Annotated in this window: 22 protein-coding genes; 10 read left to right on the top strand and 12 right to left on the bottom strand. The window is 40.1% G+C overall.

The window, feature by feature from the left end:
- Position 1: 1 nt before the first annotated feature.
- On the top strand, positions 2–703 hold the full coding sequence (gene aat / locus M1F14_RS17885; protein ID WP_042846511.1) for a leucyl/phenylalanyl-tRNA--protein transferase: 702 nt from the start codon (positions 2–4) through the stop codon (positions 701–703).
- A 141-nt stretch (positions 704–844) separates the two neighbouring features.
- Positions 845–1,063, top strand: coding sequence for a translation initiation factor IF-1 (infA, locus tag M1F14_RS17890; protein ID WP_004244560.1), 219 nt, complete (start codon positions 845–847; stop codon positions 1,061–1,063).
- Positions 1,064–1,125: 62 nt separating this feature from the next.
- Here the strand turns inward: infA and clpA are convergent, their stop codons facing one another.
- Together clpA and clpS are read right to left on the bottom strand one after the other, a co-directional pair.
- Positions 1,126–3,408, bottom strand: coding sequence for an ATP-dependent Clp protease ATP-binding subunit ClpA (gene clpA, locus M1F14_RS17895; RefSeq protein WP_048606557.1), 2,283 nt, complete (start codon positions 3,406–3,408; stop codon positions 1,126–1,128).
- 30 nt (positions 3,409–3,438) lie between these two features.
- On the bottom strand, positions 3,439–3,759 hold the full coding sequence (gene clpS / locus M1F14_RS17900; protein ID WP_042846513.1) for an ATP-dependent Clp protease adapter ClpS: 321 nt from the start codon (positions 3,757–3,759) through the stop codon (positions 3,439–3,441).
- A 400-nt stretch (positions 3,760–4,159) separates the two neighbouring features.
- Here clpS and cspD point away from each other — a divergent pair, with 400 nt between their 5' ends.
- Positions 4,160–4,402, top strand: a complete 243-nt coding sequence (cspD, locus tag M1F14_RS17905) for a cold shock domain-containing protein CspD (RefSeq protein ID WP_042846514.1) — start codon at positions 4,160–4,162, stop codon at positions 4,400–4,402.
- A gap of 94 nt (positions 4,403–4,496) precedes the next feature.
- Here cspD and M1F14_RS17910 read toward each other — a convergent pair whose 3' ends face one another.
- From M1F14_RS17910 to M1F14_RS17940, 7 genes are all read right to left on the bottom strand, one after another.
- Positions 4,497–5,459: a DUF1177 domain-containing protein gene (locus M1F14_RS17910; RefSeq protein ID WP_042846515.1), complete on the bottom strand. Its 963-nt coding sequence runs from the start codon at positions 5,457–5,459 to the stop codon at positions 4,497–4,499.
- A gap of 250 nt (positions 5,460–5,709) precedes the next feature.
- Positions 5,710–6,459 (bottom strand): IclR family transcriptional regulator, encoded by a 750-nt coding sequence (locus tag M1F14_RS17915; RefSeq protein WP_042846516.1) that lies wholly within the window; start codon positions 6,457–6,459, stop codon positions 5,710–5,712.
- On the bottom strand, positions 6,456–7,289 hold the full coding sequence (locus M1F14_RS17920) for a nitrilase-related carbon-nitrogen hydrolase (protein ID WP_181469161.1): 834 nt from the start codon (positions 7,287–7,289) through the stop codon (positions 6,456–6,458). Before M1F14_RS17920 ends, M1F14_RS17915 begins: the two co-directional genes overlap by 4 nt.
- 3 nt (positions 7,290–7,292) lie before the next feature.
- Positions 7,293–8,645 (bottom strand): cytosine permease, encoded by a 1,353-nt coding sequence (locus tag M1F14_RS17925; RefSeq protein ID WP_042846518.1) that lies wholly within the window; start codon positions 8,643–8,645, stop codon positions 7,293–7,295.
- A gap of 469 nt (positions 8,646–9,114) precedes the next feature.
- Positions 9,115–11,058, bottom strand: a complete 1,944-nt coding sequence (macB, locus tag M1F14_RS17930) for a macrolide ABC transporter ATP-binding protein/permease MacB (RefSeq protein WP_181469160.1) — start codon at positions 11,056–11,058, stop codon at positions 9,115–9,117.
- Position 11,059: 1 nt separating this feature from the next.
- Positions 11,060–12,166: a macrolide transporter subunit MacA gene (macA, locus tag M1F14_RS17935; protein ID WP_181469159.1), complete on the bottom strand. Its 1,107-nt coding sequence runs from the start codon at positions 12,164–12,166 to the stop codon at positions 11,060–11,062.
- 211 nt (positions 12,167–12,377) lie between these two features.
- On the bottom strand, positions 12,378–14,042 hold the full coding sequence (locus tag M1F14_RS17940; protein ID WP_042846521.1) for an ATP-dependent endonuclease: 1,665 nt from the start codon (positions 14,040–14,042) through the stop codon (positions 12,378–12,380).
- 391 nt (positions 14,043–14,433) lie between these two features.
- Here M1F14_RS17940 and M1F14_RS17945 point away from each other — a divergent pair, with 391 nt between their 5' ends.
- The 7 genes from M1F14_RS17945 (at position 14,434) to M1F14_RS17975 (ending at position 21,171) form a co-directional block, all read left to right on the top strand.
- Positions 14,434–15,333, top strand: coding sequence for a lysine exporter LysO family protein (locus M1F14_RS17945; RefSeq protein WP_042846522.1), 900 nt, complete (start codon positions 14,434–14,436; stop codon positions 15,331–15,333).
- A 51-nt stretch (positions 15,334–15,384) separates the two neighbouring features.
- The gene (locus M1F14_RS17950) at positions 15,385–16,866 is read left to right on the top strand and encodes a DUF2867 domain-containing protein (RefSeq protein WP_042846523.1); all 1,482 of its coding nucleotides are present in this window, start codon (positions 15,385–15,387) and stop codon (positions 16,864–16,866) included.
- A 98-nt stretch (positions 16,867–16,964) separates the two neighbouring features.
- Entirely contained in the window at positions 16,965–17,693 is a 729-nt protein-coding gene (gene artP / locus M1F14_RS17955) for an arginine ABC transporter ATP-binding protein ArtP (protein WP_042846524.1), read from the top strand.
- Between the two features lie 18 nt (positions 17,694–17,711).
- Positions 17,712–18,455: an arginine ABC transporter substrate-binding protein gene (gene artJ / locus M1F14_RS17960; RefSeq protein WP_042846525.1), complete on the top strand. Its 744-nt coding sequence runs from the start codon at positions 17,712–17,714 to the stop codon at positions 18,453–18,455.
- 12 nt (positions 18,456–18,467) lie between these two features.
- On the top strand, positions 18,468–19,208 hold the full coding sequence (gene artQ / locus M1F14_RS17965; RefSeq protein ID WP_042846526.1) for an arginine ABC transporter permease ArtQ: 741 nt from the start codon (positions 18,468–18,470) through the stop codon (positions 19,206–19,208).
- Complete coding sequence (gene artM / locus M1F14_RS17970) at positions 19,205–19,873, top strand: arginine ABC transporter permease ArtM (RefSeq protein ID WP_042846527.1); 669 nt, start codon at positions 19,205–19,207, stop codon at positions 19,871–19,873. The genes artQ and artM overlap by 4 nt, the downstream gene beginning before the upstream one ends.
- A 140-nt stretch (positions 19,874–20,013) precedes the next feature.
- The gene (locus tag M1F14_RS17975; protein WP_042846528.1) at positions 20,014–21,171 is read left to right on the top strand and encodes a hypothetical protein; all 1,158 of its coding nucleotides are present in this window, start codon (positions 20,014–20,016) and stop codon (positions 21,169–21,171) included.
- A gap of 43 nt (positions 21,172–21,214) precedes the next feature.
- Here the strand turns inward: M1F14_RS17975 and rlmC are convergent, their stop codons facing one another.
- The 3 genes from rlmC to M1F14_RS17990 form a co-directional block, all read right to left on the bottom strand.
- Positions 21,215–22,348, bottom strand: coding sequence for a 23S rRNA (uracil(747)-C(5))-methyltransferase RlmC (rlmC, locus tag M1F14_RS17980; RefSeq protein ID WP_042846529.1), 1,134 nt, complete (start codon positions 22,346–22,348; stop codon positions 21,215–21,217).
- Positions 22,349–22,357: 9 nt separating this feature from the next.
- Complete coding sequence (locus M1F14_RS17985) at positions 22,358–22,876, bottom strand: YbjN domain-containing protein (protein ID WP_042846530.1); 519 nt, start codon at positions 22,874–22,876, stop codon at positions 22,358–22,360.
- Positions 22,877–23,012: 136 nt separating this feature from the next.
- Entirely contained in the window at positions 23,013–23,339 is a 327-nt protein-coding gene (locus M1F14_RS17990; protein WP_042846531.1) for a YbjC family protein, read from the bottom strand.
- Between the last annotated feature and the right edge of the window lie 4 nt (positions 23,340–23,343).

A 23,343-nucleotide genomic window follows, 5' to 3' on the forward strand; every position in this document is an offset into this window, starting at 1 on the left:
TATGTACCAATTAGATGATGACTCCAATTTATTTCCTCCCGTGTCTGAAGCGATGCGGGAACCGAATGGTTTATTAGCCATTGGGGGAGATCTTTCATCAAAAAGGCTGCAAGCTGCTTATTATGATGGTATCTTTCCTTGGTTTAATCCTGGAGAGATGCCTTTATGGTGGTCACCAGACCCCAGAGCTGTGCTAATGGTGGGCGATTTACATATTAGTCGTTCAATGAAAAAAGTGTTAAAAAAACAGATTTATCGCATTACGATTAACACTGCTTTCAAGCAAGTTATTGAAGCTTGTTCTGTCCGTCCCGAAGGTACGTGGATTTTACCTGAAGTACAAGCCGGTTATCTGGCTTTGCATCAAGAAGGGATCGCACATTCTGTTGAGGCTTGGCATGGCTCACAACTTGTTGGGGGGCTTTACGGCGTGAACATGGGTCACCTATTTTGTGGGGAATCTATGTTCAGTAGAATGAATGATGCATCCAAATTTGCTTTTATTACATTCTATTTTCATTTTTTGCGCTATAATGGGCAGCTTTTTGATTGTCAGGTACTTAACCACCATACCGCCTCGATGGGCGCAAAAGAGATATCCCGTAGGGATTTTTTACATATTCTTTATCGGTGGCGTAACAAAGCGATTGACCCCGCCTGCTGGTTACCGCAATCGATTGAAATACCGCCAATTTTTAATTAGTGAAAATTGGTTTTTACAATAATTTTATTCCCCATGAAAAAATAAAGATCGTGTTAAAATGCGACACTTCTTTACTTAGTGCGGGTTTTTGGGCATTATCTTGCCCGTTAAAAATCACGGTTATTAGACTTAGAGGATTAGATGGCCAAAGAAGACAATATTGAAATGCAGGGCACAGTTTTAGATACCCTGCCAAACACAATGTTCCGTGTTGAACTAGAAAACGGTCACGTAGTGACTGCTCATATTTCTGGTAAAATGCGTAAAAACTATATCCGCATCCTGACAGGCGACAAGGTAACTGTAGAGTTAACTCCTTATGACCTGAGCAAAGGCCGAATCATTTTCCGTAGCCGTTGATATTCTCTTCAGGCAAGGCCTGACATTACCACAGGTGCATGACACACCTGTGGTCTATTTCGTCAGAATACCGCATCCTCCGGAGAGGCCTTGTGCACGCTACTGAAGCTGTATGTCAGTGTGTTACTTTTTTCATCAAGCCCGATACTTACAGAGCCGCCATTGGTTAATGAACCAAATAGCAATTCATTTGCTAATGGTTTTTTCAGGTTATCCTGAATTGCGCGCGCCATAGGTCGGGCGCCCATTGCTTTATCATAACCTTTTTCACACAACCAACGGCGAGCCGCTGAGCTCACCTCAATGGATACCCCTTTCTCATCAAGTTGTACTTGTAATTCAACAATAAACTTATCAACCACTTGCGTGATAATCTCAGGCGTTAACGAATTAAACCAAATAATGCCATCTAGACGATTACGAAACTCTGGAGAAAATACTTTTTTAATCTCAGACATCGCATCAGTACTGTTGTCTTGGTCAGCAAAACCAATGGAACGACGTTGTGTTTCTTGCACACCAGCATTGGTTGTCATCACCACCACTACATTACGAAAATCAGCCTTACGGCCGTTATTATCGGTTAATGTGCCGTGATCCATTACTTGCAGCAGAATATTAAACACATCAGGATGTGCCTTTTCGATTTCATCCAATAACACCACTGAATGTGGATGTTTAATAACGGCATCAGTCAGTAAACCGCCTTGGTCAAACCCGACATAGCCCGGAGGTGCACCAATTAAACGACTAACTGTGTGGCGCTCCATATACTCAGACATATCAAATCGTAATAGTTTGATATCTAGTGCTTTAGCTAACTGAACGGTGACTTCTGTTTTACCAACCCCAGTTGGACCTGCAAATAAAAACGAGCCAACAGGTTTATTGTCTACCCCTAAACCTGCTCGATTCATTTTAATGGCTTCCGATAATGCATTGATCGCATTGTCTTGGCCAAATACGAGCATTTTCAAACGCGAATCAAGGGTTTTCAGTTTGTCTTTATCACTCGATGAAACCGTTTTTTCTGGGATACGTGCAATACGTGCCACCACGGTTTCTATTTCAGGTACACCAATGGTTTTTTTACGCTTACTTGGTGCAATAAGCCGCGTACGGGCTCCAGCTTCATCAATAACATCAATTGCTTTATCTGGTAGGTGCCTGTCTGTGATGTATTTAATAGATAAATCCACAGCAGCTTGGATAGCTTTAGCGGTATAACGCACATCATGATGCGCTTCATACTTAGGCTTTAACCCAGTGATGATACGAATAGTTTCTTCTGGTGTAGGTTCAACAATATCAATTTTTTGAAAACGACGCGCTAACGCCCTATCTTTCTCGAAAATACTACTAAACTCTTGATATGTCGTTGAGCCAATGACTCGAATACGCCCACCTGATAGCAAAGGCTTAATCAAATTAGCGGCGTCAACTTGACCACCGGATGCAGCACCCGCACCGATAATCGTATGTATTTCATCGATAAATAAAATACTCTTCGGGTCTTTTTCTAGCATTTTTAGCAGCGCTTTAAAGCGTTTCTCAAAGTCCCCGCGGTATTTGGTGCCCGCTAATAATGAGCCAATATCTAATGAATAAATAGTGCAACCTTTCATCACTTCTGGGACATCGTCTTGCTCAATACGCCACGCTAAGCCCTCTGCGATTGCTGTTTTACCAACGCCAGACTCCCCGACTAATAGTGGGTTATTTTTACGGCGGCGACATAGCACTTGGATCGTACGCTCTAATTCTGCCTGCCGTCCCACCAGTGGGTCGATATTCCCTTTTTTAGCCTGCTGGTTCAGGTTAGTCGTGAAGTTGTCCATATGGTCTTCTGAGACCGGCTGTTCTTCATTTGGAGTACTACTCGGGGAAATATCTTGTTCAGATGAAGGCCCCTCACCTTTTACTGTGCCATGAGAGATATAATTGACGACATCTAAGCGACTGACATCATGCTTACGCAATAAGTATGCCGCTTGAGATTCTTGTTCACTAAAAATAGCGACTAAGACATTCGCACCACTGACCTCGTTGCGCCCAGATGACTGCACATGAAAAACAGCTCGCTGTAATACACGTTGAAAACTCAGAGTAGGTTGGGTGTCTCTGTTATCATTTTCGGGTAACAAAGGTGTAGTTTGCGCGATGAAGTGTTCCAGTTCTTGGCGCAGCGCGACAAGATCAACCTTGCAAGCATCTAGAGCTTCGCGCGCAGAGATATTACTCAATAACGCCAGCAATAGGTGCTCTACTGTCATAAACTCATGGCGGCTATCTTTCGCTTTTGTAAAAGCTACATTTAAACTAAGCTCCAGTTCTTGATTGAGCATAAGCACCTCCCAAAATTGATATTAAACCAGTCAAACTTTCTCTATAGTGCAAAGCAAAGGGTACTCATGTTCACGAGCAAAAGTATTGACTTGCGCCGCTTTTGTTTCAGCAACCTCTGCGGTAAAAATTCCACAAACTCCCTTTCCTTGAATATGGACATCTAACATTATCTGTGTAGCGCGTTCTTCATCAAAAGAAAAGTATTTTTGTAACACTTCGACAACAAAATCCATCGGAGTATAATCGTCATTATTTAATAATACCTTATACATCGATGGTGGCTGTAAGGTTTGCTCTACTTCATCTTTAAAAATGACGTCTGTTTTAAATGTGCCCAGAAAATCGCTCATTACTTTCTTGCTCAGTCTTACTAAATGTTAAATTTCAATTTTAGCATAGTCTTTATTATCAACGATTTCACCAATCAAGTTGATAATGCCATCAAACTATACGGTTAGATTAGTATGTCATTTTTTATCATATGTACTATAAACCACAGTGTAGCATGGCAATCGCTCTCACTTCTATGATTTGCAATCTGTGAGCCATATCAAATATCACAGAAAATAGCCGTCAATGCTTATCGAATTCTTAACACTTTACCATAATTACTGAGACTCGCCTCTTGACCTTATAAGGCAATTTACTACAGTATGTTTTACGAGCAATCAACAGAGTATTTATACTTAGTTGTTGTGTGTATTTTATACATGTCTGTAAAACACTATTTGCAAACCTAAAGGATAAAATATGGAGACGGGTATCGTTAAGTGGTTCAATAACGCAAAAGGCTTTGGTTTTATTTGCCCGGCTGATGGCGGAGAAGATATTTTTGCTCATTATTCCTGCATTAAAATGGATGGTTATCGGACTTTAAAAGCAGGTCAAAAAGTGCAATTTAGCGTAACGATTGGGCCAAAAGGTAATCATGCGGATCTGATTATTCCAATTGAAGTTGAGAGTACTCTTCCTGATAATACTGAATCAAATTAATACGTTGTACAATTTAACACTTTGTGCAATAGAGCACAGTTAATTATTTCAATATCATTGATGACGTCAATAATTAACTGTGGCTATTTATAACTTAACTATCAGATAATGGTTTTTTAGCCGCACAACCACCCGCTGTTTGCAGATGGGACATATCACCATACAATGACGTTAATAATGCATATTGTTCAACGTCATAAAACTTACATTGGTTTTCTGTAAACGCTTTTGCAACTTCAATCATAAATTTTACAGCCGCCGCAATATCAACTTCATGGCTAGCCCCTGTGGAGCAACCCGGTACGACGGTATCTGAGCAAATGGCCACACCAACAACAGGAGCTGATGTTGACACCGCAGGTTGTAAAATACTATTAATATGATGAAGGCCATTGCCGTAAGGCGTTATGTCTTGAATAGATAACGGGAACGTGACTGCCTTTTGCCCACTACTCCACTCCATTAAGCGGATCAAATCTTCAGACACAGGCAGGATATAACCACTTTTTACTGTAGGGGATAACGCATACCCCTTGTGGTTCAGTAAACGGTTCCCTTTTGTCGTATCTACCGACAAAATTGCATCCGCCTCAGGAATTGCTTCATGCTGATTCATCGTCGCATCTTCAAGGGGAGAATCCATAAAATCAACAGGTGTATGAGGGCGCGTTGGGGCATTAGGGCAAATATGAGTTGTGATAATCACATCCCCTGCCAGTTTATCCCCCTTTTCATGCATTTCTGCTAACTTAAGACCTGCCGCAACTGCAGCTATGGCTCCATCAGCATCAGAAACAACACCAATTCGAGATGGCCTAGCACCAATACCTCCTAAGCGGCCGATAATCCCCAGTGTTGGAGCACCTTTACCTTGTGATTTACCTTGTGTGCCAGGAATATGAATACGGACAAAATCACTTTGACCTTTAAGATCCTTGACTGTTTTAGACGTGACATTAATTTGTGGGAAACCCTGGAATAATGCAACAATGTCTTCACCCCTAACACTAGCGCTATCGATTAAATCGTAAACGCAAAGAGTTTGTTTTAGACTCATTGTATTTCCTTCAATTTTAATTATTTTTTATAAAAATGAAGGGCTACTTTGGGGATAACTAGCCCAATAAAGCTAGGTTTCCCCATTTCACCCCATGTGAAACCACTTATTGCTGAGGTCTCACCTTTTCCTGATGAAGGCGTTATTCACGCACTTAAAATAAAGTACTAACGATATAAACTGCTTATAATTTACTCTTTACTTTCACTACTTACTTTTACTACCTACTTTACTACATGACATAATTTCACTACTTTTTGATACTTTTTTGTAGCCAGTAAGGGTCACCCACCATACAACCTAGATAAGCAGCCTTATGGCAAAGATTAGTGGATAATTGCTCCATAACCTCTTTGTTCATCTGCATTTCAGGCAAACTTAAACACAGTGCATATAATGAATTTTGCGATGGGTCAAAAACGGTACTGGATACAGAAGCAACACCAGCTACAGATTCATTCATCGAGAACTCCCAGCCACGCTCAGCAATGAGGTTCATTTGTTGAATCAACCTTTCTTGCTCATCTTTTGACTCACGACTAATAATTTCTGACCTTTCATTCAACGGTAGCCTAGATAACAACGCACGCCCCGTAGAAGTACCAAGAATAGGCAAACGAGTCCCCGGCTGGGTAACCACTTGCAACATACTATTGCCAAAACGCGCATGGACAACACGCACCATGTCATCATCAAGTGCGGATACATAGCTGGTAAAACCGCTATCTTTAGCAAGCTCATCAAGCGCTTCAAGCATCATATCGATTAAAGGGTTCATCCCCCTCGCTCGGTGAGCTAATTCCATAATCAATAAGCCAGGCCGATAAATTGGCGCATTATTTTTCTTTTCTAACAGCCCTAGTTCTGCCATCTGTTTTAAAAGGCGTGATGCGGAGCTCTTTGGCATACCTAATTCATTTACCAACGTTGTTACTGTTAGCTCAGCGCCTGTACGCAGGAACAGTTGATAAACATCAACGACACTAGATAAAATACTCATGACCCTAAACCTTGGGTTAATACACCGTAACTTTGTGGTTTTCTATCTCTTAGATAAGGTACTTTAAGGCGTGTATGCGCTTGGTCTAAGAAATCAATTTCACCAATTAATAGCTCTTCACCTGCATGAGTTGCTTCATAAAGAACTTGTCCACGAGGGCCTAATACCTTGCTTCCACCAAATAAATGGAGGTCTTCTTCATGGCCCCAACGGTTTACAGCAAGTAAGTGGGTACCATTTTCCAGTGCTCGACAAGCGCTGTTGATATCCCAAACGTCTTTATCTTGTACACACCATGCAGAGGGGGCTAATAACAATTCGGCCCCTTGTAGCGTTAAAATACGAGCGACTTCAGGGAACCCCATGTCATAGCAGATCATGATGCCAATTTTCCCTATTGGTGTGTCAAATACAGGGAAGCTGTCACCACGACCAAACCACTGTTTTTCTAAACCAAAAGCATGGACTTTGCGAAATATACCGCTAATCCCTTTACACCCTGGGTTCCAAACCCCCACAGAGTTATATATGTCACCTAAATAGTCGCCACGCTCAACAAAACCGCTAACGATGGTAATATTAAGGCGGGTCGCAAGTTCACTAAATAAGTTATAGGTTTCGCTGCCCTCTGAATCACTTAAGTCCCAGAGTTTTGTAGTTAATAAATCACCACGATAACCTGTTGTTGCTAATTCAGGGAAACAAACCAGCTTCGCCCCTGAATCAGCAGCTTGTTGGCACATTAGCGCCATGCGCTGCAAATTATTCTGCTTATTACCGAGTTCAGAATTAAACTGAGCCAAAGCAACTTTAACTTTTGTACCTGACATTGCTTAATCCTTATCCAAATTAGAGACTTGGCGAAAATGCACAGCTTCAACACCTTTTGCTTTTGCCTGCCAGCTCATGGCAACCCAATAAGCTATAGCCCCCGTAACTAATGAGTTAAGTGCTGGAATACCGTAATCTGCATTAAATGGCCCTAACTCTGATGTTCCCCATCCGACTATGACGGCAATTAACCAGACAATTAAAGTTATGGGGTTATACGCTTCGCAACTAGGCGGCAATATGCCCTGTGCACGCGTAGTATCTAGCTCTTTGCGGTCTCGTTTTAAGATATAGTAGTCAACAACCATAATCCCTGCGACAGGAGGGATTGCTATTCCAAGGTAAATTAAGAAGCCAATAAAATTGTCTAAAATCCCTAACATTGAAGCGATGGTCCCAAAAATACCAATCACCCACGTTAAATAACGGCGGTCAAAACGTTTATTAAAAATCGCATTGAGTAGTGTTGAGAAACCTAAAGATGATGAATATAGATTGATATCATTCATTTTTATTGTTGAGAAAATAACAATCGATGCACCTAATAGGCCAGTCAATGCCATCATTAAATCAAACACTTGGCTAGTACGTAATGAAAGTGCCATCAGTACCGCTATCATGTTTACCAGAAGCTCTCCAAAAAAAGTGCCAATGAGCGTCATCCAAAACACATCTTTAGGGGCTTTCATAAAGCGGCTGATGTCTGGTGTTGTCACCGCTGCAATAATAAAACCGCCAGCAACCATCGTGATTGCAGCTGGCATTGTCATTAGTGGCCCGGCGGGTTCAGTGTCATTGATAAGAGTACCAATATCCTGACCTGATAATAAATTATACGTCGCCCAACCTAATGCGAATAAAAATAGCGGCGTTGAGATATTTGCAGTAATAGATAAAAATCGATACCCATATACTGTAATAACCGTCACCGCAATACCTGTAATAAGTGACCAAGTCCCTGGTGTTAGCACGTTAGTCGCTTTATACATACCATCCGCGAAGAAGCCATTTTGTACGCCAAACCAACCCATTAAAGAAATGGCAATTGCGCCACCAATCAGAGCTGAACCTAACTTACCAAAACCCGCCCACCTAGAGAGTAGGCTAATCGACATACCTTCGCGACATGCAGCCGCCCCAAGCCCCCAACTGACTACCTGCAAAATTACAGAGCCAAGCATGGTTGCCCAAAACGCCTGCCAAAAAGTTAACCCGTACCCGAGCGCCGCACCTAACATGACTTGTGAAACACAAGCTAGTGCACCAATTCGTAGAATTAACACTTCATAGAATGGTCTACGAGCACTTTGGGGTACCCGAGCCAAAGAATAATCTTCACCTACTTTATTCGCCATATTCGCACCTGCTGTGTGGTTGTCTTTGCTTAGTTTTTTACTGGCTTTATTATAAGTTCCATTATGTGGAACTAGGTTTCATTTATTCTACAAGCAAATAATATCCATGATCGCTACCAATTCGCAAGTAGAATTTATCTTTTCAGACAATATTTTTATTATGAAATATTTAAATAAATGAGGGAATACATATAGCGAGAAAAAATTTCATTGATAAATGAATAGGTTAAATTTGGAGCATTTAATTAGCAGAATTTAATCGAGGAACTCAGTTCCATTAAACGGAACTGTAACATGATGTAAATATATTCTTAAATAGGCAAAACTTCAATGCATGAATACCCTACTTATAAGGAAAATGATATCTATATTGATTGGAAAGGTCAGATATTAAACCGCCTTAAAAAACACTAAAGCAATTTCCTCTGTATTGTATAACCCAATACAGAGGAAAATATTAATAGGTTAATTACTCCCTCGCTAATGCATCAATCGGATTTAATCGAGCGGCATTGCGTGCGGGTAGAAAGCCAAAAATAACCCCGATCGCTGTTGAACAAGCAAACGCACTCACTAGCGCCATAGGGTCAAAGGAAAAAGTCCAGCCGGGCAATGCCATTTGGGCCAATAAACTGATGCCATAGGACAATCCAATTCCTAGCAGCCCCCCCATTAAGCATACTAAAATGGCCTCAATCAAAAACTGCTGCATGACATCACTGGTCCTTGCACCCACAGCCATACGAATGCCTATTTCACGAGTTCGCTCCGTCACCGAAACAAGCATGATATTCATCACCCCGATCCCCCCGACCACGAGTGAAATGACAGCCACTAAAGTTAGGAATAACTGCATTGTTCTCGTTGTTTTTTCAGCTGCTTTAACAAAAGTATCAAGGTTAAAAGTAAATATATCTTGCTTACCATGACGCAATGTCAGTAAACGAGTTAATTGTTGCTCTACCGTTTTAGCGTCATAACCCTCTTTTACCCGAACCGTGAAACTATCATAATAAGGGCGATTAATAATTTTACTGTTCACTGTGGTATCTGGCAGCCAAATTGATAATGACTTGCTTGAGCCAAAAGCTGATTTTTTCTCTTCAAGCACCCCAATAACGGTAACAGGCATATTACCAACTAACAAAGTTTCGCCCACCACACGCTCTTGCTTAGGGAAAAATCGTCGTTTCGTGTTCGCATCAATCACAACAACTTGCGCACGCCTATCCACCATATCTTGCGTAAAATTCATGCCTTCTGAAAACTTTGACGCATAGACATCAAAATAACCGCGCCCAACACCTAAAAGCTGTGCCGCCGCATCTAAATTTCCCTTTCTTAGGCGAGTCGAACTATTGATTTCTCCTGAAATCGCATACACATAGGGTTGTTTTGCTAAGGCTTCAATATCTGCGGCTTTTAAAGACTGACGATTTTGCGCATCATCACTGCCAAAATCTTCCCCGGGATAAATTGAAATGGTATTAGTTCCAATTGATTTTATATCATTCAAAACCATATCTTGTGCTGCATCACCAATAACCATAATCGATACCACCGAAGCGATACCAATGATGATCCCTAACATTGTCAGCAAAGTACGCATTTTATTGACGACCATTGCACGCCAAGCCATCAATAAAGCTTCACTAAACCGACCATATACCTGACTTAAAGACAGTTTACGGCTAGCAGCTTTTGGTAGCGAATTAGTACGAACAGCTGCTACCGCCCCCGAATCACAAAGAATTTCACCATCCTTAATCTCAACAACCCGCTCCGCTTGCTCAGCTATTTTTGGGTCGTGGGTGACAATAATTACGGTATGCCCCTGAGCGCAGAGGTCTTTTAAGATTTTCATCACCTCTTCGCCAGAATGGCTATCGAGTGCGCCTGTCGGTTCATCAGCTAAAATGATTTGCCCACCATTCATCAGTGCCCTTGCAATACTGACTCGTTGCTGCTGGCCACCAGAAAGCTGACTAGGACGGTAGTTGATGCGTTCACCTAACCCTAAGCGTTGTAATAATTGTGCAGCCCGTTCGCGGCGCTGTGCCTTCCCTGCTCCCGCATATATAGCGGGGACTTCAACATTTTGCTCTGCACTTAAATGACTCAATAAGTGATAACGTTGAAAAATAAAGCCAAAATGTTCGCGTCGAAGCTCAGCAAGTTGGTCGTTATCTAAGGTGGCAATATTTTGCCCGTCAACGATGTAATCCCCTGACGATGGTTTGTCTAAACAACCAATAATATTCATCAGTGTTGATTTACCAGACCCTGATGCCCCAATAATTGCAACCATTTCACCTGCATTAATTTTCAGTGAAACATTTTTCAAGACTGTAGTTTGGTTTTCACCTTCACCGTAACGACGGGTGATCCCTTGAAGCTCAATTAACGCAGACATTTTAGTTCTCCGTGTCACTGTGCCCAATGATCACTTTGTCACCATCATTTAACCCCTTGACGACCTCCACATACACATCATTACGGCTACCAATCTCAATTTGTTTTTTCTCTGCTTTATTACCTTGCAGAATATCTACCTCATAAGTTTGTGGCGAAATTTGATCTCCCAATGCAGATAGAGGCAATAACAAAACGTTCTTACGTGAGTCTAATTCGATTTTGACCTGTGCCGTCATTTGTAATTTTAATAAATGTTGTGGGTTAGGCACTTCAAACCGCGCATAATAGAAAATAGCATCATTGATTTTTTCAGGTGTCGGCAGTATATCCTTTAGCTGGCCTGAAAATTTTTTATCTGGTGCGCCAAGCACCGTAAACGATGCCTCTTGCCCTGGCTCTAAGTAAATTACGTCAGCTTCAGAGACTTCAGCTTTCACCAACATAGTATCCAAATCAGCAAGCGTTAAAATGGTTGGTGCCTCTTGGGCTGCGATTACTGTTTGCCCTTGTAATGTTTTAATAAAAGTAACAATACCGTCCATTGGTGCAGTAATTTGCGTGTATTTTAGGTTCGTTTTCGCGGTGTCTAAAGTGGCTTGGTTACGTTTAATTTGCGCTTGATAAGTCGCGACTTGGGCTTTTTTTACTTCAACGTCGGTTTTTGCTTTGTCTAAATCTTGTTGTGCAACCGCTTGTAACTTTGCCAAGCTAACATGACGCTGGTACGTGACTTGTGCCAAACGCAACTCAGCTTGAGCTAAGGAAAGGTTAGCTTCTAACTCGCGAGTCGTTGCTTCGGATTCAATCACATCATTTTGGGCTTTTTTAGGGTCAATAACGGCAAGTAAGTCACCTTTTTTGACGTAATCGCCTTCTTTAACATATAACGTTTGTAGCTGACCACTTACTTGGGCTCCGACATCAACTTTACGTACCGCATCGAGTTTACCTGTAGCGAGAACTTGCTTATCCAAATCGCCTCGAGTGACATCAACGGTCTGAAAAACTTCTGGATCGTTATCATTAAAGAGAAACCCAGCGATACCAGCGGCAACAATAATTATCACCAAATAAAGAGGCCACTTTTTTTTAGGCTTTACCTTCATTTATACCTGCTTCCTATGAACAAAAAGAGGGCTGCGCCCTCTAAAATAACTTACTGTAAGATAACAATAATGTTTCAACTTAACATATTGGCTTAATTCAATATGTTCATAATATATAACTTAAGTTATCAATTGATTAAACACATAGCAGGCTAAACTTTTCCTAGGTTAAATAATCAATCAACAACATACCTATTTTTGTTATCTCAGCTTAATTAGCTTTTCCCCTTGCAAGCCATGCAACACGAGAAAACATATTTTTCAGTTGCAGTGGAATGCTATCAGGCCCTAACTCTGCCGCCCGATTTACGGTGGCTAAGGCTAAATCAGGTTTTGAAGTACGGGAAATCGCTTTAATGATCACCCGTCTGGTTGAGACTTTTGCATTATCAGGAATATCTGCAATTTCATGATATAGGCTTCTGAACCCTTCGCGATATAGGAAATGTTCCATATCTGGAGCGGTTAACATCGTTAGCCTATCCCTATCTGGCGAATTGATTTTATTCGCATAATGCGTTGCAGTAGCGGCATATTTACGCCCCGCTTCATCACCATCCGTCAACACATGCCATTCAATCCCCATTTTATTGGCAAATTTCAACAGCGGCTTCAAGCCACTTTGTGCAAACGCAATAACTTTAATGCCTTCCGTTTCAAAGTAATAATGACATTGGCTTGCAAACTCGCTCATTAGCCAAATTTCAGTTTCCCCTTCAACCAATAACCAACAACGAGCAAAAAGTGCAGATGGCCGGTTAAATCGAATATGGAAAGAGATTTTACGTAACTCTTCAGGGCTTAAATCATTTTGGTTTAAACGATAAGCAGATACTTTATTCGTATTGCGCACCAAACGACACAAATCTTCCAAAGGCGCCAGTGAAAGTAGCTCACCTGAATTGGTTGTCGTGATACGTTGAAGTGAAAACAGGCTAAATAACCCCCAAGCAATAGAGAGCATAATCGGATGTAGTCGAGTTTCAGGGTCTTCAACAATAATCAATGGCCTCGCATGTTTATCTAAGTGAATATTACCTTTGGCTTGTAATAATGAATAAAACATCCCTAAGATAATTAAACGGATATTTCGTTGGTTTGGTTTTGCGATAAGACGATTAATATTGTCCAGTGCTTTCCAACCTTGTTTGCGAGGTTGAATATTTATGAGTGAATTGTCTGTCTTAATAATATGTGCAGTTTGCCCTGAAAAATAATGGCTCAATAATTGCTGCATTGCATCGATACCCGCCCCTAAATCATCATCACTCAGGCGCTCAGGGTTCTTAACTAACGCACTTGTTAATTCCTTAATATGAGCATTAAACATATCCCGCATTTCTTTTTGCCCAGTCACTATTATTTCTGGGTTAATCGACTGTAAGAAACGAGCATCTCGTAAACGGATAACGGGGTACAGCCGAACAATTTCTTTTATGTATTTCCCTACATTATCCAAGGATAATTTATTACCACCTGAATTTAAGAAGCTTTTATCAACCACGACAGTATTGTCATCTTTGAGTTCAGCACTCACTCGGTAAAAAATATGCTTAAGGTCATCACCATTATCGACCCAAACGGAGCTAAGATTATGGAAACGATATGACTGATGCCGGCCTTTACGGCGCTCACAAAATTTTAAAACAATCTGTAATGAACGATAACGTGAATCATCATTCCCTGCTGGATGATGAAAGTCATGTAAAGTGAATTGATAATCTTTATGCTCGGGGGAGAGAAGAATATCAAGAGCATCAAGTAAACTGGATTTACCCCATGAGTTCTCACCGATTAAAACTGTGCTGTTATTAAGTTCTAAAGACAGCCGGTTAATCCCTCTAAATCCATATATTTCCACACGTTCCAGATACATATCTCTCTCCTTGGAATATTTTTAATTCACTTGGAACCACCAGTACAAGATAGCGCCAGTGATTGAGCATACTAAAGGACAATATTTAGAGCTTACCGATTAAGCTTGTTTATTACTATATATATGTACGAGAAATAAAAAATCTTCACAACAAAACAGCTAACTGTATTGAGCATCTAATTGCAGTGTTATAAAATAGTAAAACTTTTATTTTTAGTATTTTTAACTTGCTTTTCGATGAATTAACCAATAAAAAATTTTATGGCGAAAAGCCCTTTTAGTACGGTGCGTTAAATCAGGTTTGTGCTGCGATAACTTAAATAAAGAAAAATAAGCATAACGCCTTGTTTATATTTACCTAGTCGATGGGATAACCTCTAAGGATGCGGCCATGTATTCAGGACTTTTAATTATTCTTCTACCGTTAACTTTCGGTTATCTTATTCCTATAAAAAACAAACAAATACTCCATCGTGTCCATCAATCATTGAACTCAATGGTGTATGTTATTTTATTTTTAATGGGTATTACGCTTGCACTGCTCGAAAACTTAAGTGTTCACTTAATTTCTATTTTAATTTATGCCGTTACCTTCTTTGCCTGTATATTTTCACTAAATGTTATCTCGCTGTTATTGTTAGATAAACTTGACCCTTGGAAAATTCCTCAGCATAAACAAGAAAAACCTCCTTCACGCCTCAAGATGGTATTCGAATCCTTACAGCTCTGCGGTGTACTGCTTTTAGGGTTTGTTGTTGGGCTAACTGGCTTTGATTTTCTACACTATGCAGATAAAGGCAGCCAGTTAGCGTTGATGCTACTGCTTTTATTGGTTGGGATTCAGCTACGTAATAGCGGCATGAGCATCAAGCAAATTTTAATTAACCGCCGAGGCACAACAATTGCCTTCGTGATGGCAGTCAGTGCGTTGGCTGGTGGCGCGCTTGCTGCATTTTTATTAGGTATTCCTGTTAAAATGGGGCTAGCTCTTGCTTCTGGGTTCGGTTGGTATTCCTTGACGGGGATTGTCTTAACCGATGCTTACGGCCCTGTAATGGGAAGTGCAGCATTCTTCAACGACTTAGCTCGTGAACTTGCTGCAATTATGTTGATACCAATGATTATTAACCGTTATCGCTCAACCGCACTGGGTATTTGTGGCTCAACCTCAATGGATTTTACCCTCCCCGTTTTGCAACGTAGCGGTGGGGTGTCTATTGTCCCAGCAGCCATTGTTCATGGCTTCGTACTTAGTCTTATTACGCCAATTCTTATGGCCTTCTTTACATAGGTAAAATTTCAGTCACAATAGCGGTTAATTTGCGTGAAACAGGAAATTAACATGACAGATAAACAACGTGTTTTAGTGTTGGGCGCTAGCGGCTATATTGGGCAAAACCTAATTCCCCAGCTGATTGAACAAGGATATGACGTTATTGCTGGGGCTCGTCGTGTTGATTGGATGCTATCTCAAGGTTGGCATGATACCCAATGCATTTATGTTGACCTTCACGACCCCGAAACTTTAAAAGGGGTAATGGAAGATATCGACATTGTTTATTTCCTAGTACACAGCATGGCAGACCAAGCTAATCTGGTTGAGCGGGAACGCGCAGCAGCACGTAATGTACAACAGGCTCTTGAAGGCTCTAATGTTAAGCATATTATCTATCTTAGCGCATTGCAGCACGGCCATACCTATTCACCACACCTTATCGCAAGGCGTTTAACCGGCGATATCTTGCGTGAAAGTCATATCCCTGTGACTGAAATCCGTTCTTCTATTATTGTTGGGCCAGGTTCAGCAGCCTTCGAAATTATGCGGGATATGGTTTATAACTTGGCTATTTTAACCCCACCACGCTGGGTGCGTTCAAAATCATCTCCAATCGCCCTATCCAATATTCTATATTATTTAACACAACTGGCAAAAACGCCGGTAACAGAAAGCCGAATTTTCGATGCAGGCGGCCCTGAATATATAAGCTACCAAGAGCTATTCAAAAGATTTATCAAAGTCAGCGGTAAACGCCGTTTGCTGATCCCTATCCCAATTCCAATTAGTATGATTTCGGTGCATTTTATTAGCCTTATCACCTCAGTACCACCTTCAATTGCTAAGGAGCTAATCCAAGGCTTACAACATGACCTTCCTGCTGATGATAAAGCACTACGCGAGTTGATCCCTCAAACCTTAATTTCTTTCGATGACGCAGTCAGGGCAACCTTAGCGGAAGAAGCGGATGCCGTCGATAATGCAGATTGGGGATACGACCCTGAAGTTCGCAAGCGTTGGCGACCGGGCTATGGTTTTTATCCAAAACAAGCAGGTGCAACGCTTGGTACCATCGCTAGCAGCGAATCTCTTTGGCATGTCGTTCAACAAATTGGTGGCAAAGATGGTTATTTTTATGCCAACGGCCTTTGGAAAACCCGCGCCATCATGGATGATATGATGTTGAATAAAATTAAATATGGGCGTCCCAATCGCGAAGAGCTGCAACTTGGCGATGAAATAGATGGTTGGCGTGTCATAAACCTTGAACCTAATAAGCAACTTAGTTTGCTATTTGGTATGAAGGCACCGGGCCTTGGGCGGCTGACATTTACTATTCATGATAGCGGTAACCGCCGCTCAATTGATGTTAGAGCTTGGTGGCACCCAGCTGGCTTCTGTGGTCTGCTTTATTGGTTTGCCATGATGCCAGCACACTTATTTATTTTTAAAGGTATGGCGAAGCGAATTAGTGAACTGGCTTTTGAACGGGATAAACAACTCGCTAAGCAACAGCCGATAGAGCATCCAACTGAGAAAACAGAATAATTTTAGCGTAAAAACCAAATTTTTATGCATAAATTATTGCATAAATATGCTCATGGGATTAATATCGCAGGTAGTGAAAAAAGATATTATTGGTAAGCATGAGCATTCAATTAAAAAACATCAACTGTTTCTATGGTTCCCATCAGGCTCTCTTTGATATCAATCTAGAGTGTTCTGCAGGTGAGACCATGGTATTACTCGGGCCAAGTGGAGCAGGTAAAAGCTCTTTACTGCGTGTTCTCAATTTATTGGAAATGCCACGTTCTGGCCATTTAAATATTGTCGGTCAGCAATTTGACTTTTCATCGGTACCCGATGCGAAATCTATCCGTGAATTGCGTCAAAATGTCGGCATGGTATTCCAACAATATAACCTGTGGCCTCACTTGAATGTGATGGATAACCTAATTGAAGCCCCTTGCCGTGTATTAAAGTTATCGAAACAAGAAGCACAAAGTAAAGCGGCTAAGCTGTTAGAACGCCTACGTTTATCTCAATTTGCTGACCGCTATCCTTTACATTTATCTGGTGGTCAACAACAACGTGTTGCAATTGCAAGGGCGCTTATGATGGAGCCTAAGGTTCTGTTGTTTGATGAACCAACGGCTGCGCTTGACCCTGAAATAACCGCACAGGTTGTCGATATTATCCGCGAATTATCAGCAACAGGCATTACACAAGTTATCGTGACTCATGAAGTAGAAATTGCACGTAAAACCGCTAGCCGTGTAGTGTACATGGAAAACGGTCATATTGTAGAACAAGGAGACGCCAGCCATTTTGCGGCGCCTCAAACTGAAGCATTTGCAAATTATCTGTCACATTAATAGATATAGGATTAAGCAATGAAAAAAATTATATTAGCCGCGCTACTAGGCGCAGTAACCCTATCAGCAACTGCTGCAGAAAAAGAAACCATTCGTTTTGCAACGGAAGCAACTTATGCACCGTTTGAAATGTTTGATAAAAATAACCAAATTGTGGGTTTTGATGTGGATTTAGCCAATGCAATGTGCGAAAAAATGAACGCAACTTGCACATTTACTCACCAATCATTTGATAGTTTAATCCCTAGCTTGAAATTCCGTCGTTTCGAAGCATTGATGGCTGGTATCGATATTACCCCTGAGCGCCAACAACAGGTCGATTTTACTGAAACCTACTACCCTAACTCTGCTGAGTTTATCGCAGTAAAAGAGAAAATCTCTTCGGTTGATCAACTAAAAGACAAAAAAATCGGTGTGCAAAATGGGACAACTCACCAGAAATACATCATGGAACAACATAAAGGGATGACAACCGTTCCTTATGATAACTATCAATCTGCCATTTTAGATTTACAAAATGGCCGTATTGATGCTGTCTTTGGTGACACCGCTGTTGCTGATGAGTGGTTAAAAGCGAAAGGTAATGAAAACCTAACGGCTGTTGGCGAAAAAGTCACTGATCCACAATACTTCGGTATTGGTCTAGGTATTGCTGTTCGTAAAGGAAATAAAGAGCTACTGGATAAAATGAATAAAGCCTTAGCTGAAGTTAAAGCAGACGGCACTTATGATGCTATCCACAAAAAATGGTTTCAACAGTAATTGATATAATTAATGAGCAACTTTCTATTTTTAACAAGTGCCGCCGGTATCACCGTCGGCCTTGCTGTTTCTGCACTGGTTTTAGGGCTGATCCTCGCCATGTTATTTACTGCGTGGGAGTCCGTCCGTTTTAAACCTATTGCCTTTTTAGGGACTTGCTGGGTTACTTTGATCCGTGGTCTACCTGAATTACTGGTCGTGTTGTTTGTCTACTTTGGTACATTACAACTGATCAATTTGCTTGGTGATGGGTTCGATATAAACCTCGGTTTTTGGCAAACCACTATTCAAATTGACCCTAGCATTTTCTTTGCTGATAGCGGTGAATTTGATTACACCCCATTTGTCTGCGGTGTCATTGCCCTCGCCTTGTTATATGCGTCTTATGCATCACAAACATTGAGAGGAGCTTTAAAAGCAGTACCTTATGGTCAGTGGGAAGCCGGTTTTGCATTAGGTTTAAACAAACGCACTATTTTCTTTCGGTTCATTATGCCGCAAATGTGGCGCCATGCACTTCCTGGATTAGGTAACCAATGGCTTGTATTATTAAAAGATACTGCGTTAGTTTCACTCATCAGTGTTAATGATTTAATGCTACAAACAAAAACAATCGTTAATAGAACTCACGAACCTTTCACATGGTACGCCATTGTAGGGTTGATTTACCTTGCTATTACGTTAGTCAGTCAAGTTATCTTAAAACGTATTGAATTGCGTACCACTCGCTTTGAGCGAGGTGAATCAAAATGATTGATTTAATTTTAGATATTCTTCCGGGGCTACCAACCAGCTTATCACTGACGTTTAGTGCTCTTATTGTGGCTTTTCTTTTAGCGATATTATTTACTTTAATTCTCTCGCTTAAGACCCCCGTGGTTTCTCAAGCGGTTAAAGTCTATATCACGCTATTTACTGGCACGCCTTTATTGGTACAGTTTTTCTTAATATATAATGGTCCAAGCCAGTTTAAATCGTTGAAGGATTATCCAATGCTCTGGGAGTTTATCTCGACCCCATGGGTATGTGCGATGCTCGCATTAGCACTAAACAGTGCAGCGTATTCCACTTTGTTATTCCATGGCGCAGTTAAAGCCATTCCATCAGGCCAATGGCAGTCGTGCCAAGCCCTCGGGATGAGTAAAATGCAAACCATGCGTATTATTTTGCCTTATGCCTTTAAACGTTCGTTATCGTCCTATTCCAACGAAGTCGTTCTGATTTTCAAAAGTACTTCACTTGCCAGTACGATTACAATGCTAGATGTCATGGGCTACAGCCAACTGATCTTTGGGCAAAGCTGGAATGTCATGGCGTTTGTTGCTGCGGGGATTATTTATTTAGTGGTCAATGCAATTTTAACAGTGCTAATGCGTTTAATCGAGCGTAAAGCGTTGGAATTTGAGCACAGGAGTTAGTCCTTCTTCCTGTCGACAAGTAAAAAAGCTTGGTGTAATACCAAGCTTTTTTTATTTGCTCAATCGGATTTTTAAAGAATATTTAAATTGCAAATGTAATAATTCAACTAATTAAATAGATACGATTAATGAGTTTAATTATGCGAAAAATTCAATTTGACATTCCTTTTAAGCAAGAAAAATTGCTTACATACTTTAATAAAAAAGAAAATAATGCCCTAAGAAAAAAACTAACTCAAGTCAGAAATACCTCTAACGCTAGTAATGGGATTTGCCACGGTTTATCAAACCTATACCTTCTTAATGAAAATAAGAATGAAGGGGATAAACTAATTGAATCGATGGAGACTACTTTAAAATCCATAAAATCTCAAAATAGCCGTTTAAAAAACAAAAAAACAAATAATACTGAAATAATTTTATTAAATAAGAATATAGTCAATGGCCTTAATATTCAGATTAGTTATGAACGCGCATATTATTTCAATAAAATCGCACATGAAATAAGTTCATTACTTATTGATAAGAAAAGAAAAATATTACCATTCATCAATATAAACACAAATGTCAAAACTGATAAAAATTTAACACATCTAGAAAACAAGGAAAATGATCATAATATAAAAAACCTATACAACATAACCTATCTACTAAAGAAAAATATATCTCATATAAATAAAAACGTAAGTTATTTAGATAATAAATACGAAATTATAGAGTTAATTACCTTTTACTATAATTTAGTTAGGAAAAACAAAGAGGATTCAATAGAAATTTACTATTGCCATGAAATCTTGAATGAGACAATAAAAAATAAAATAATATCTGACTTACCGTTAGATGATGAAGAAATTAAAACCTTCCTAGCTAATGCTTTCGGGTTTATATCTAAACTAGAAATGTATAAAAATACAGCTAAAAATATAAATTTAGGGTTAATCAATAATATAAGCCTACCTATTTATGACTATACAAACTTACAAATAAACAAAAAACAATCAACTATTGAAAACCTAAAAGCTGAAATAGAGAATAAATTAAAATCTAACAATGATTATTATTCATTGATTTCTTATGATGGCCATTGCATGGCAATTTCAATTAAACACAATAAAAACAATCATATATATAAGTTTTTCGACCCTAACAGAGGTATAAAAAAATATGATAACGAAAATGATTTTTTAGAGAACCTAAAATATTTGCTCTCCTACCATAGCAATAAACCTATACCGGATCATATAGATGAGTTTAAGTTTAGAGTATTATCTATGGATTCATTACTGCTAAAAAATTAAATTAATTACCCAAATGATATAACGAATATTGCATTGTTGGCCTTTACTGTACAATACGCTTTAACAACGTAAGCACTTCAAAATGTGCAGTGTGTGGAAATAAATCAAACAGTTGTACCTTACAAACTTGATAGCCAGACAACCACTTCAAATCTTGTGCCATCGTTTTTGCATTACAGCTTGAATAGAGAATATATTCAGGTTGCATATGAGAAAGGTAATCACACAGTGCTTTACCTATTCCTCTACGTGGTGGATTGACTAAAATAAGCTGCGGAATATCCTGATTAGCGGTAGCGAAACGCGTAGAGTCGAGGGCTTTAAATTCAACATATTGTAGCCCTAGTTCATTCGCTGATTGTTGAGCACTGGCAATTGCAGGAGCACTGATTTCAATGCCAGTTAAGCGGGTCTCTTTTTCAGCGCAGTGCAACCCAAAACCCCCAACCCCACAAAACAAATCCCACAAGCTATGAATATTTAATGCTTTTACCCACTCTCTCGCGGTTTGGTATAGCTTAGCTGCAACAACAGGATTAGTTTGGAAAAAACCTTGTGGTCGAATAAACAAAGGAACTTGATTAAACTCCTCACGCAATGTGTGTTGCGGGGTTAAGAAAATCTCTTCCTCGCCTTCGAGTATTGCCATATGTACGGGCTGAATATTTGCCGTAATCACCTCAAGTTGTGGTAATTGCTCTTGTAACCAAGGCAATGCATTTTTGAGCTGAACCAGTTTTTTCTCTGAACGCAGCACAAAGCGCAGCATAAACCTACCCGTGTGTCGGCTTTGTGTTAACAAAAGATATTTCAGTTCCCCACGTTTGCGTTCAATGTTGTACGGCGTGAGCCCTGCTCGAGCGATAAAGGGGGAAAGCACACTAAAGATATCTGAAAATGAGGCGGGGTATAATGGGCAATCCGTTAGGTCGACACCGACCCCATTTTCTCCGATAATCCCGAAAATTGGCCTTTCAACACTCCCACTAACCACCATTTTCGCTTTATTACGAAAAGCGACTTGTAAGCCAGTGACGGGGGGTTGAAACTTAATAGCTTCAATTTCTGGTAATAACGCCTGTAGTTGCCCCTGCTTTGCAGCAATTTGTTGTTCTGGTGTCAGTTCTAACCATTGGCACGAGCGACATGCGCCCGTGAGGTATTTTTCACAATGCATAACAAAAAGTTAGTGAAGGATTATGGAAGGTTTATCATCATCAGGAGAAAACTCCGACTCATCTTCAGCAGAGCCGTCATCCTCACTAAAATCACCTTGATTGGCATACAAGAGATTATTACTAAAGATTTCATAAACAATAGCAGAAATTTGGTCTTCTGCTTGCTGCACAAAAAGGCAAAACTGTCGGTAAGTCATTCCTGCTTCTAAGGAAAATGATTGACTCACAACGAGTTTAGGTAAGTTTTCATCGTTAATTTCAAGAAAAACTTTAGCTGTTAATGAACTGGCATTGATTTGGCTGATATTCGCCACAAGCGTCACAATAGCCGTTGGTTTCAACTCGGCTAATGCAGACAGTACCAAAACATTATTTAAAATATCGAGCTTCGCATCAAAAATACCCTCTATGTTTTGCATATGAGGTAAATGCAATGCTGCGCAGGAATCACACTCGAAATAAGAGGTTTTGAGTTGGTCTAGCCATTCACGTAACTTTGTGATGTCAGGGTAACAAATAGAATCCATGGGCAATAAACCTTCTTCAACTCAAAATAATCATGCAATATCGGTTTGTTAGAGCCTTGATTTCACCTCTAACAGAAAAGCGAATAATTTTCACACATTGTAAGCCGAAACGCTAGCGAAACCACGTTTTTTATGGCTATTCATCGTGTTTATCATCAAAAGATTCTGGTTTTTGGCTGTGCTTTTTGGTCGATTGTTTATTATCAATCCCTAAAAAACTTAAACTATGGATAGCGCGCCAAATAATATGAATGACAGCAGGAACTAAACAGCCAATCCCAACCATAATAATCGCAATTATTACCCCTTGCTGCATTAAAGGTTCAGGTAATGTCATATAATCATTTAATGTCAGTAAAACGATTATCAGGAGTATAATTCCCACACCTTCTAATACCAAAATAGGTTTGGGCATATCCGCTAATGAGCGCATAGTCCCTTTAGATTCCGGTTTGTTACTCATTATA

Source organism: Providencia sp. PROV003 (assembly GCF_045040775.1).
Classification (GTDB): Bacteria; Pseudomonadota; Gammaproteobacteria; order Enterobacterales; family Enterobacteriaceae; genus Providencia; species Providencia huashanensis.

What these genes read in the sequence shown, in the direction of transcription:
- aat (WP_042846511.1), top strand. Translation starts at nt 2, where the DNA reads ATGTACCAATTAGATGATGACTCCAATTTATTTCCTCCCGTGTCTGAA.
- infA (WP_004244560.1), top strand. Translation starts at nt 845, where the DNA reads ATGGCCAAAGAAGACAATATTGAAATGCAGGGCACAGTTTTAGATACC.
- clpA (WP_048606557.1), bottom strand. Translation starts at nt 3,408, where the DNA reads ATGCTCAATCAAGAACTGGAGCTTAGTTTAAATGTAGCTTTTACAAAA.
- clpS (WP_042846513.1), bottom strand. Translation starts at nt 3,759, where the DNA reads ATGAGCGATTTTCTGGGCACATTTAAAACAGACGTCATTTTTAAAGAT.
- cspD (WP_042846514.1), top strand. Translation starts at nt 4,160, where the DNA reads ATGGAGACGGGTATCGTTAAGTGGTTCAATAACGCAAAAGGCTTTGGT.
- M1F14_RS17910 (WP_042846515.1), bottom strand. Translation starts at nt 5,459, where the DNA reads ATGAGTCTAAAACAAACTCTTTGCGTTTACGATTTAATCGATAGCGCT.
- M1F14_RS17915 (WP_042846516.1), bottom strand. Translation starts at nt 6,459, where the DNA reads ATGAGTATTTTATCTAGTGTCGTTGATGTTTATCAACTGTTCCTGCGT.
- M1F14_RS17920 (WP_181469161.1), bottom strand. Translation starts at nt 7,289, where the DNA reads ATGTCAGGTACAAAAGTTAAAGTTGCTTTGGCTCAGTTTAATTCTGAA.
- M1F14_RS17925 (WP_042846518.1), bottom strand. Translation starts at nt 8,645, where the DNA reads ATGGCGAATAAAGTAGGTGAAGATTATTCTTTGGCTCGGGTACCCCAA.
- macB (WP_181469160.1), bottom strand. Translation starts at nt 11,058, where the DNA reads ATGTCTGCGTTAATTGAGCTTCAAGGGATCACCCGTCGTTACGGTGAA.
- macA (WP_181469159.1), bottom strand. Translation starts at nt 12,166, where the DNA reads ATGAAGGTAAAGCCTAAAAAAAAGTGGCCTCTTTATTTGGTGATAATT.
- M1F14_RS17940 (WP_042846521.1), bottom strand. Translation starts at nt 14,042, where the DNA reads ATGTATCTGGAACGTGTGGAAATATATGGATTTAGAGGGATTAACCGG.
- M1F14_RS17945 (WP_042846522.1), top strand. Translation starts at nt 14,434, where the DNA reads ATGTATTCAGGACTTTTAATTATTCTTCTACCGTTAACTTTCGGTTAT.
- M1F14_RS17950 (WP_042846523.1), top strand. Translation starts at nt 15,385, where the DNA reads ATGACAGATAAACAACGTGTTTTAGTGTTGGGCGCTAGCGGCTATATT.
- artP (WP_042846524.1), top strand. Translation starts at nt 16,965, where the DNA reads ATGAGCATTCAATTAAAAAACATCAACTGTTTCTATGGTTCCCATCAG.
- artJ (WP_042846525.1), top strand. Translation starts at nt 17,712, where the DNA reads ATGAAAAAAATTATATTAGCCGCGCTACTAGGCGCAGTAACCCTATCA.
- artQ (WP_042846526.1), top strand. Translation starts at nt 18,468, where the DNA reads ATGAGCAACTTTCTATTTTTAACAAGTGCCGCCGGTATCACCGTCGGC.
- artM (WP_042846527.1), top strand. Translation starts at nt 19,205, where the DNA reads ATGATTGATTTAATTTTAGATATTCTTCCGGGGCTACCAACCAGCTTA.
- M1F14_RS17975 (WP_042846528.1), top strand. Translation starts at nt 20,014, where the DNA reads ATGCGAAAAATTCAATTTGACATTCCTTTTAAGCAAGAAAAATTGCTT.
- rlmC (WP_042846529.1), bottom strand. Translation starts at nt 22,348, where the DNA reads ATGCATTGTGAAAAATACCTCACGGGCGCATGTCGCTCGTGCCAATGG.
- M1F14_RS17985 (WP_042846530.1), bottom strand. Translation starts at nt 22,876, where the DNA reads ATGGATTCTATTTGTTACCCTGACATCACAAAGTTACGTGAATGGCTA.
- M1F14_RS17990 (WP_042846531.1), bottom strand. Translation starts at nt 23,339, where the DNA reads ATGAGTAACAAACCGGAATCTAAAGGGACTATGCGCTCATTAGCGGAT.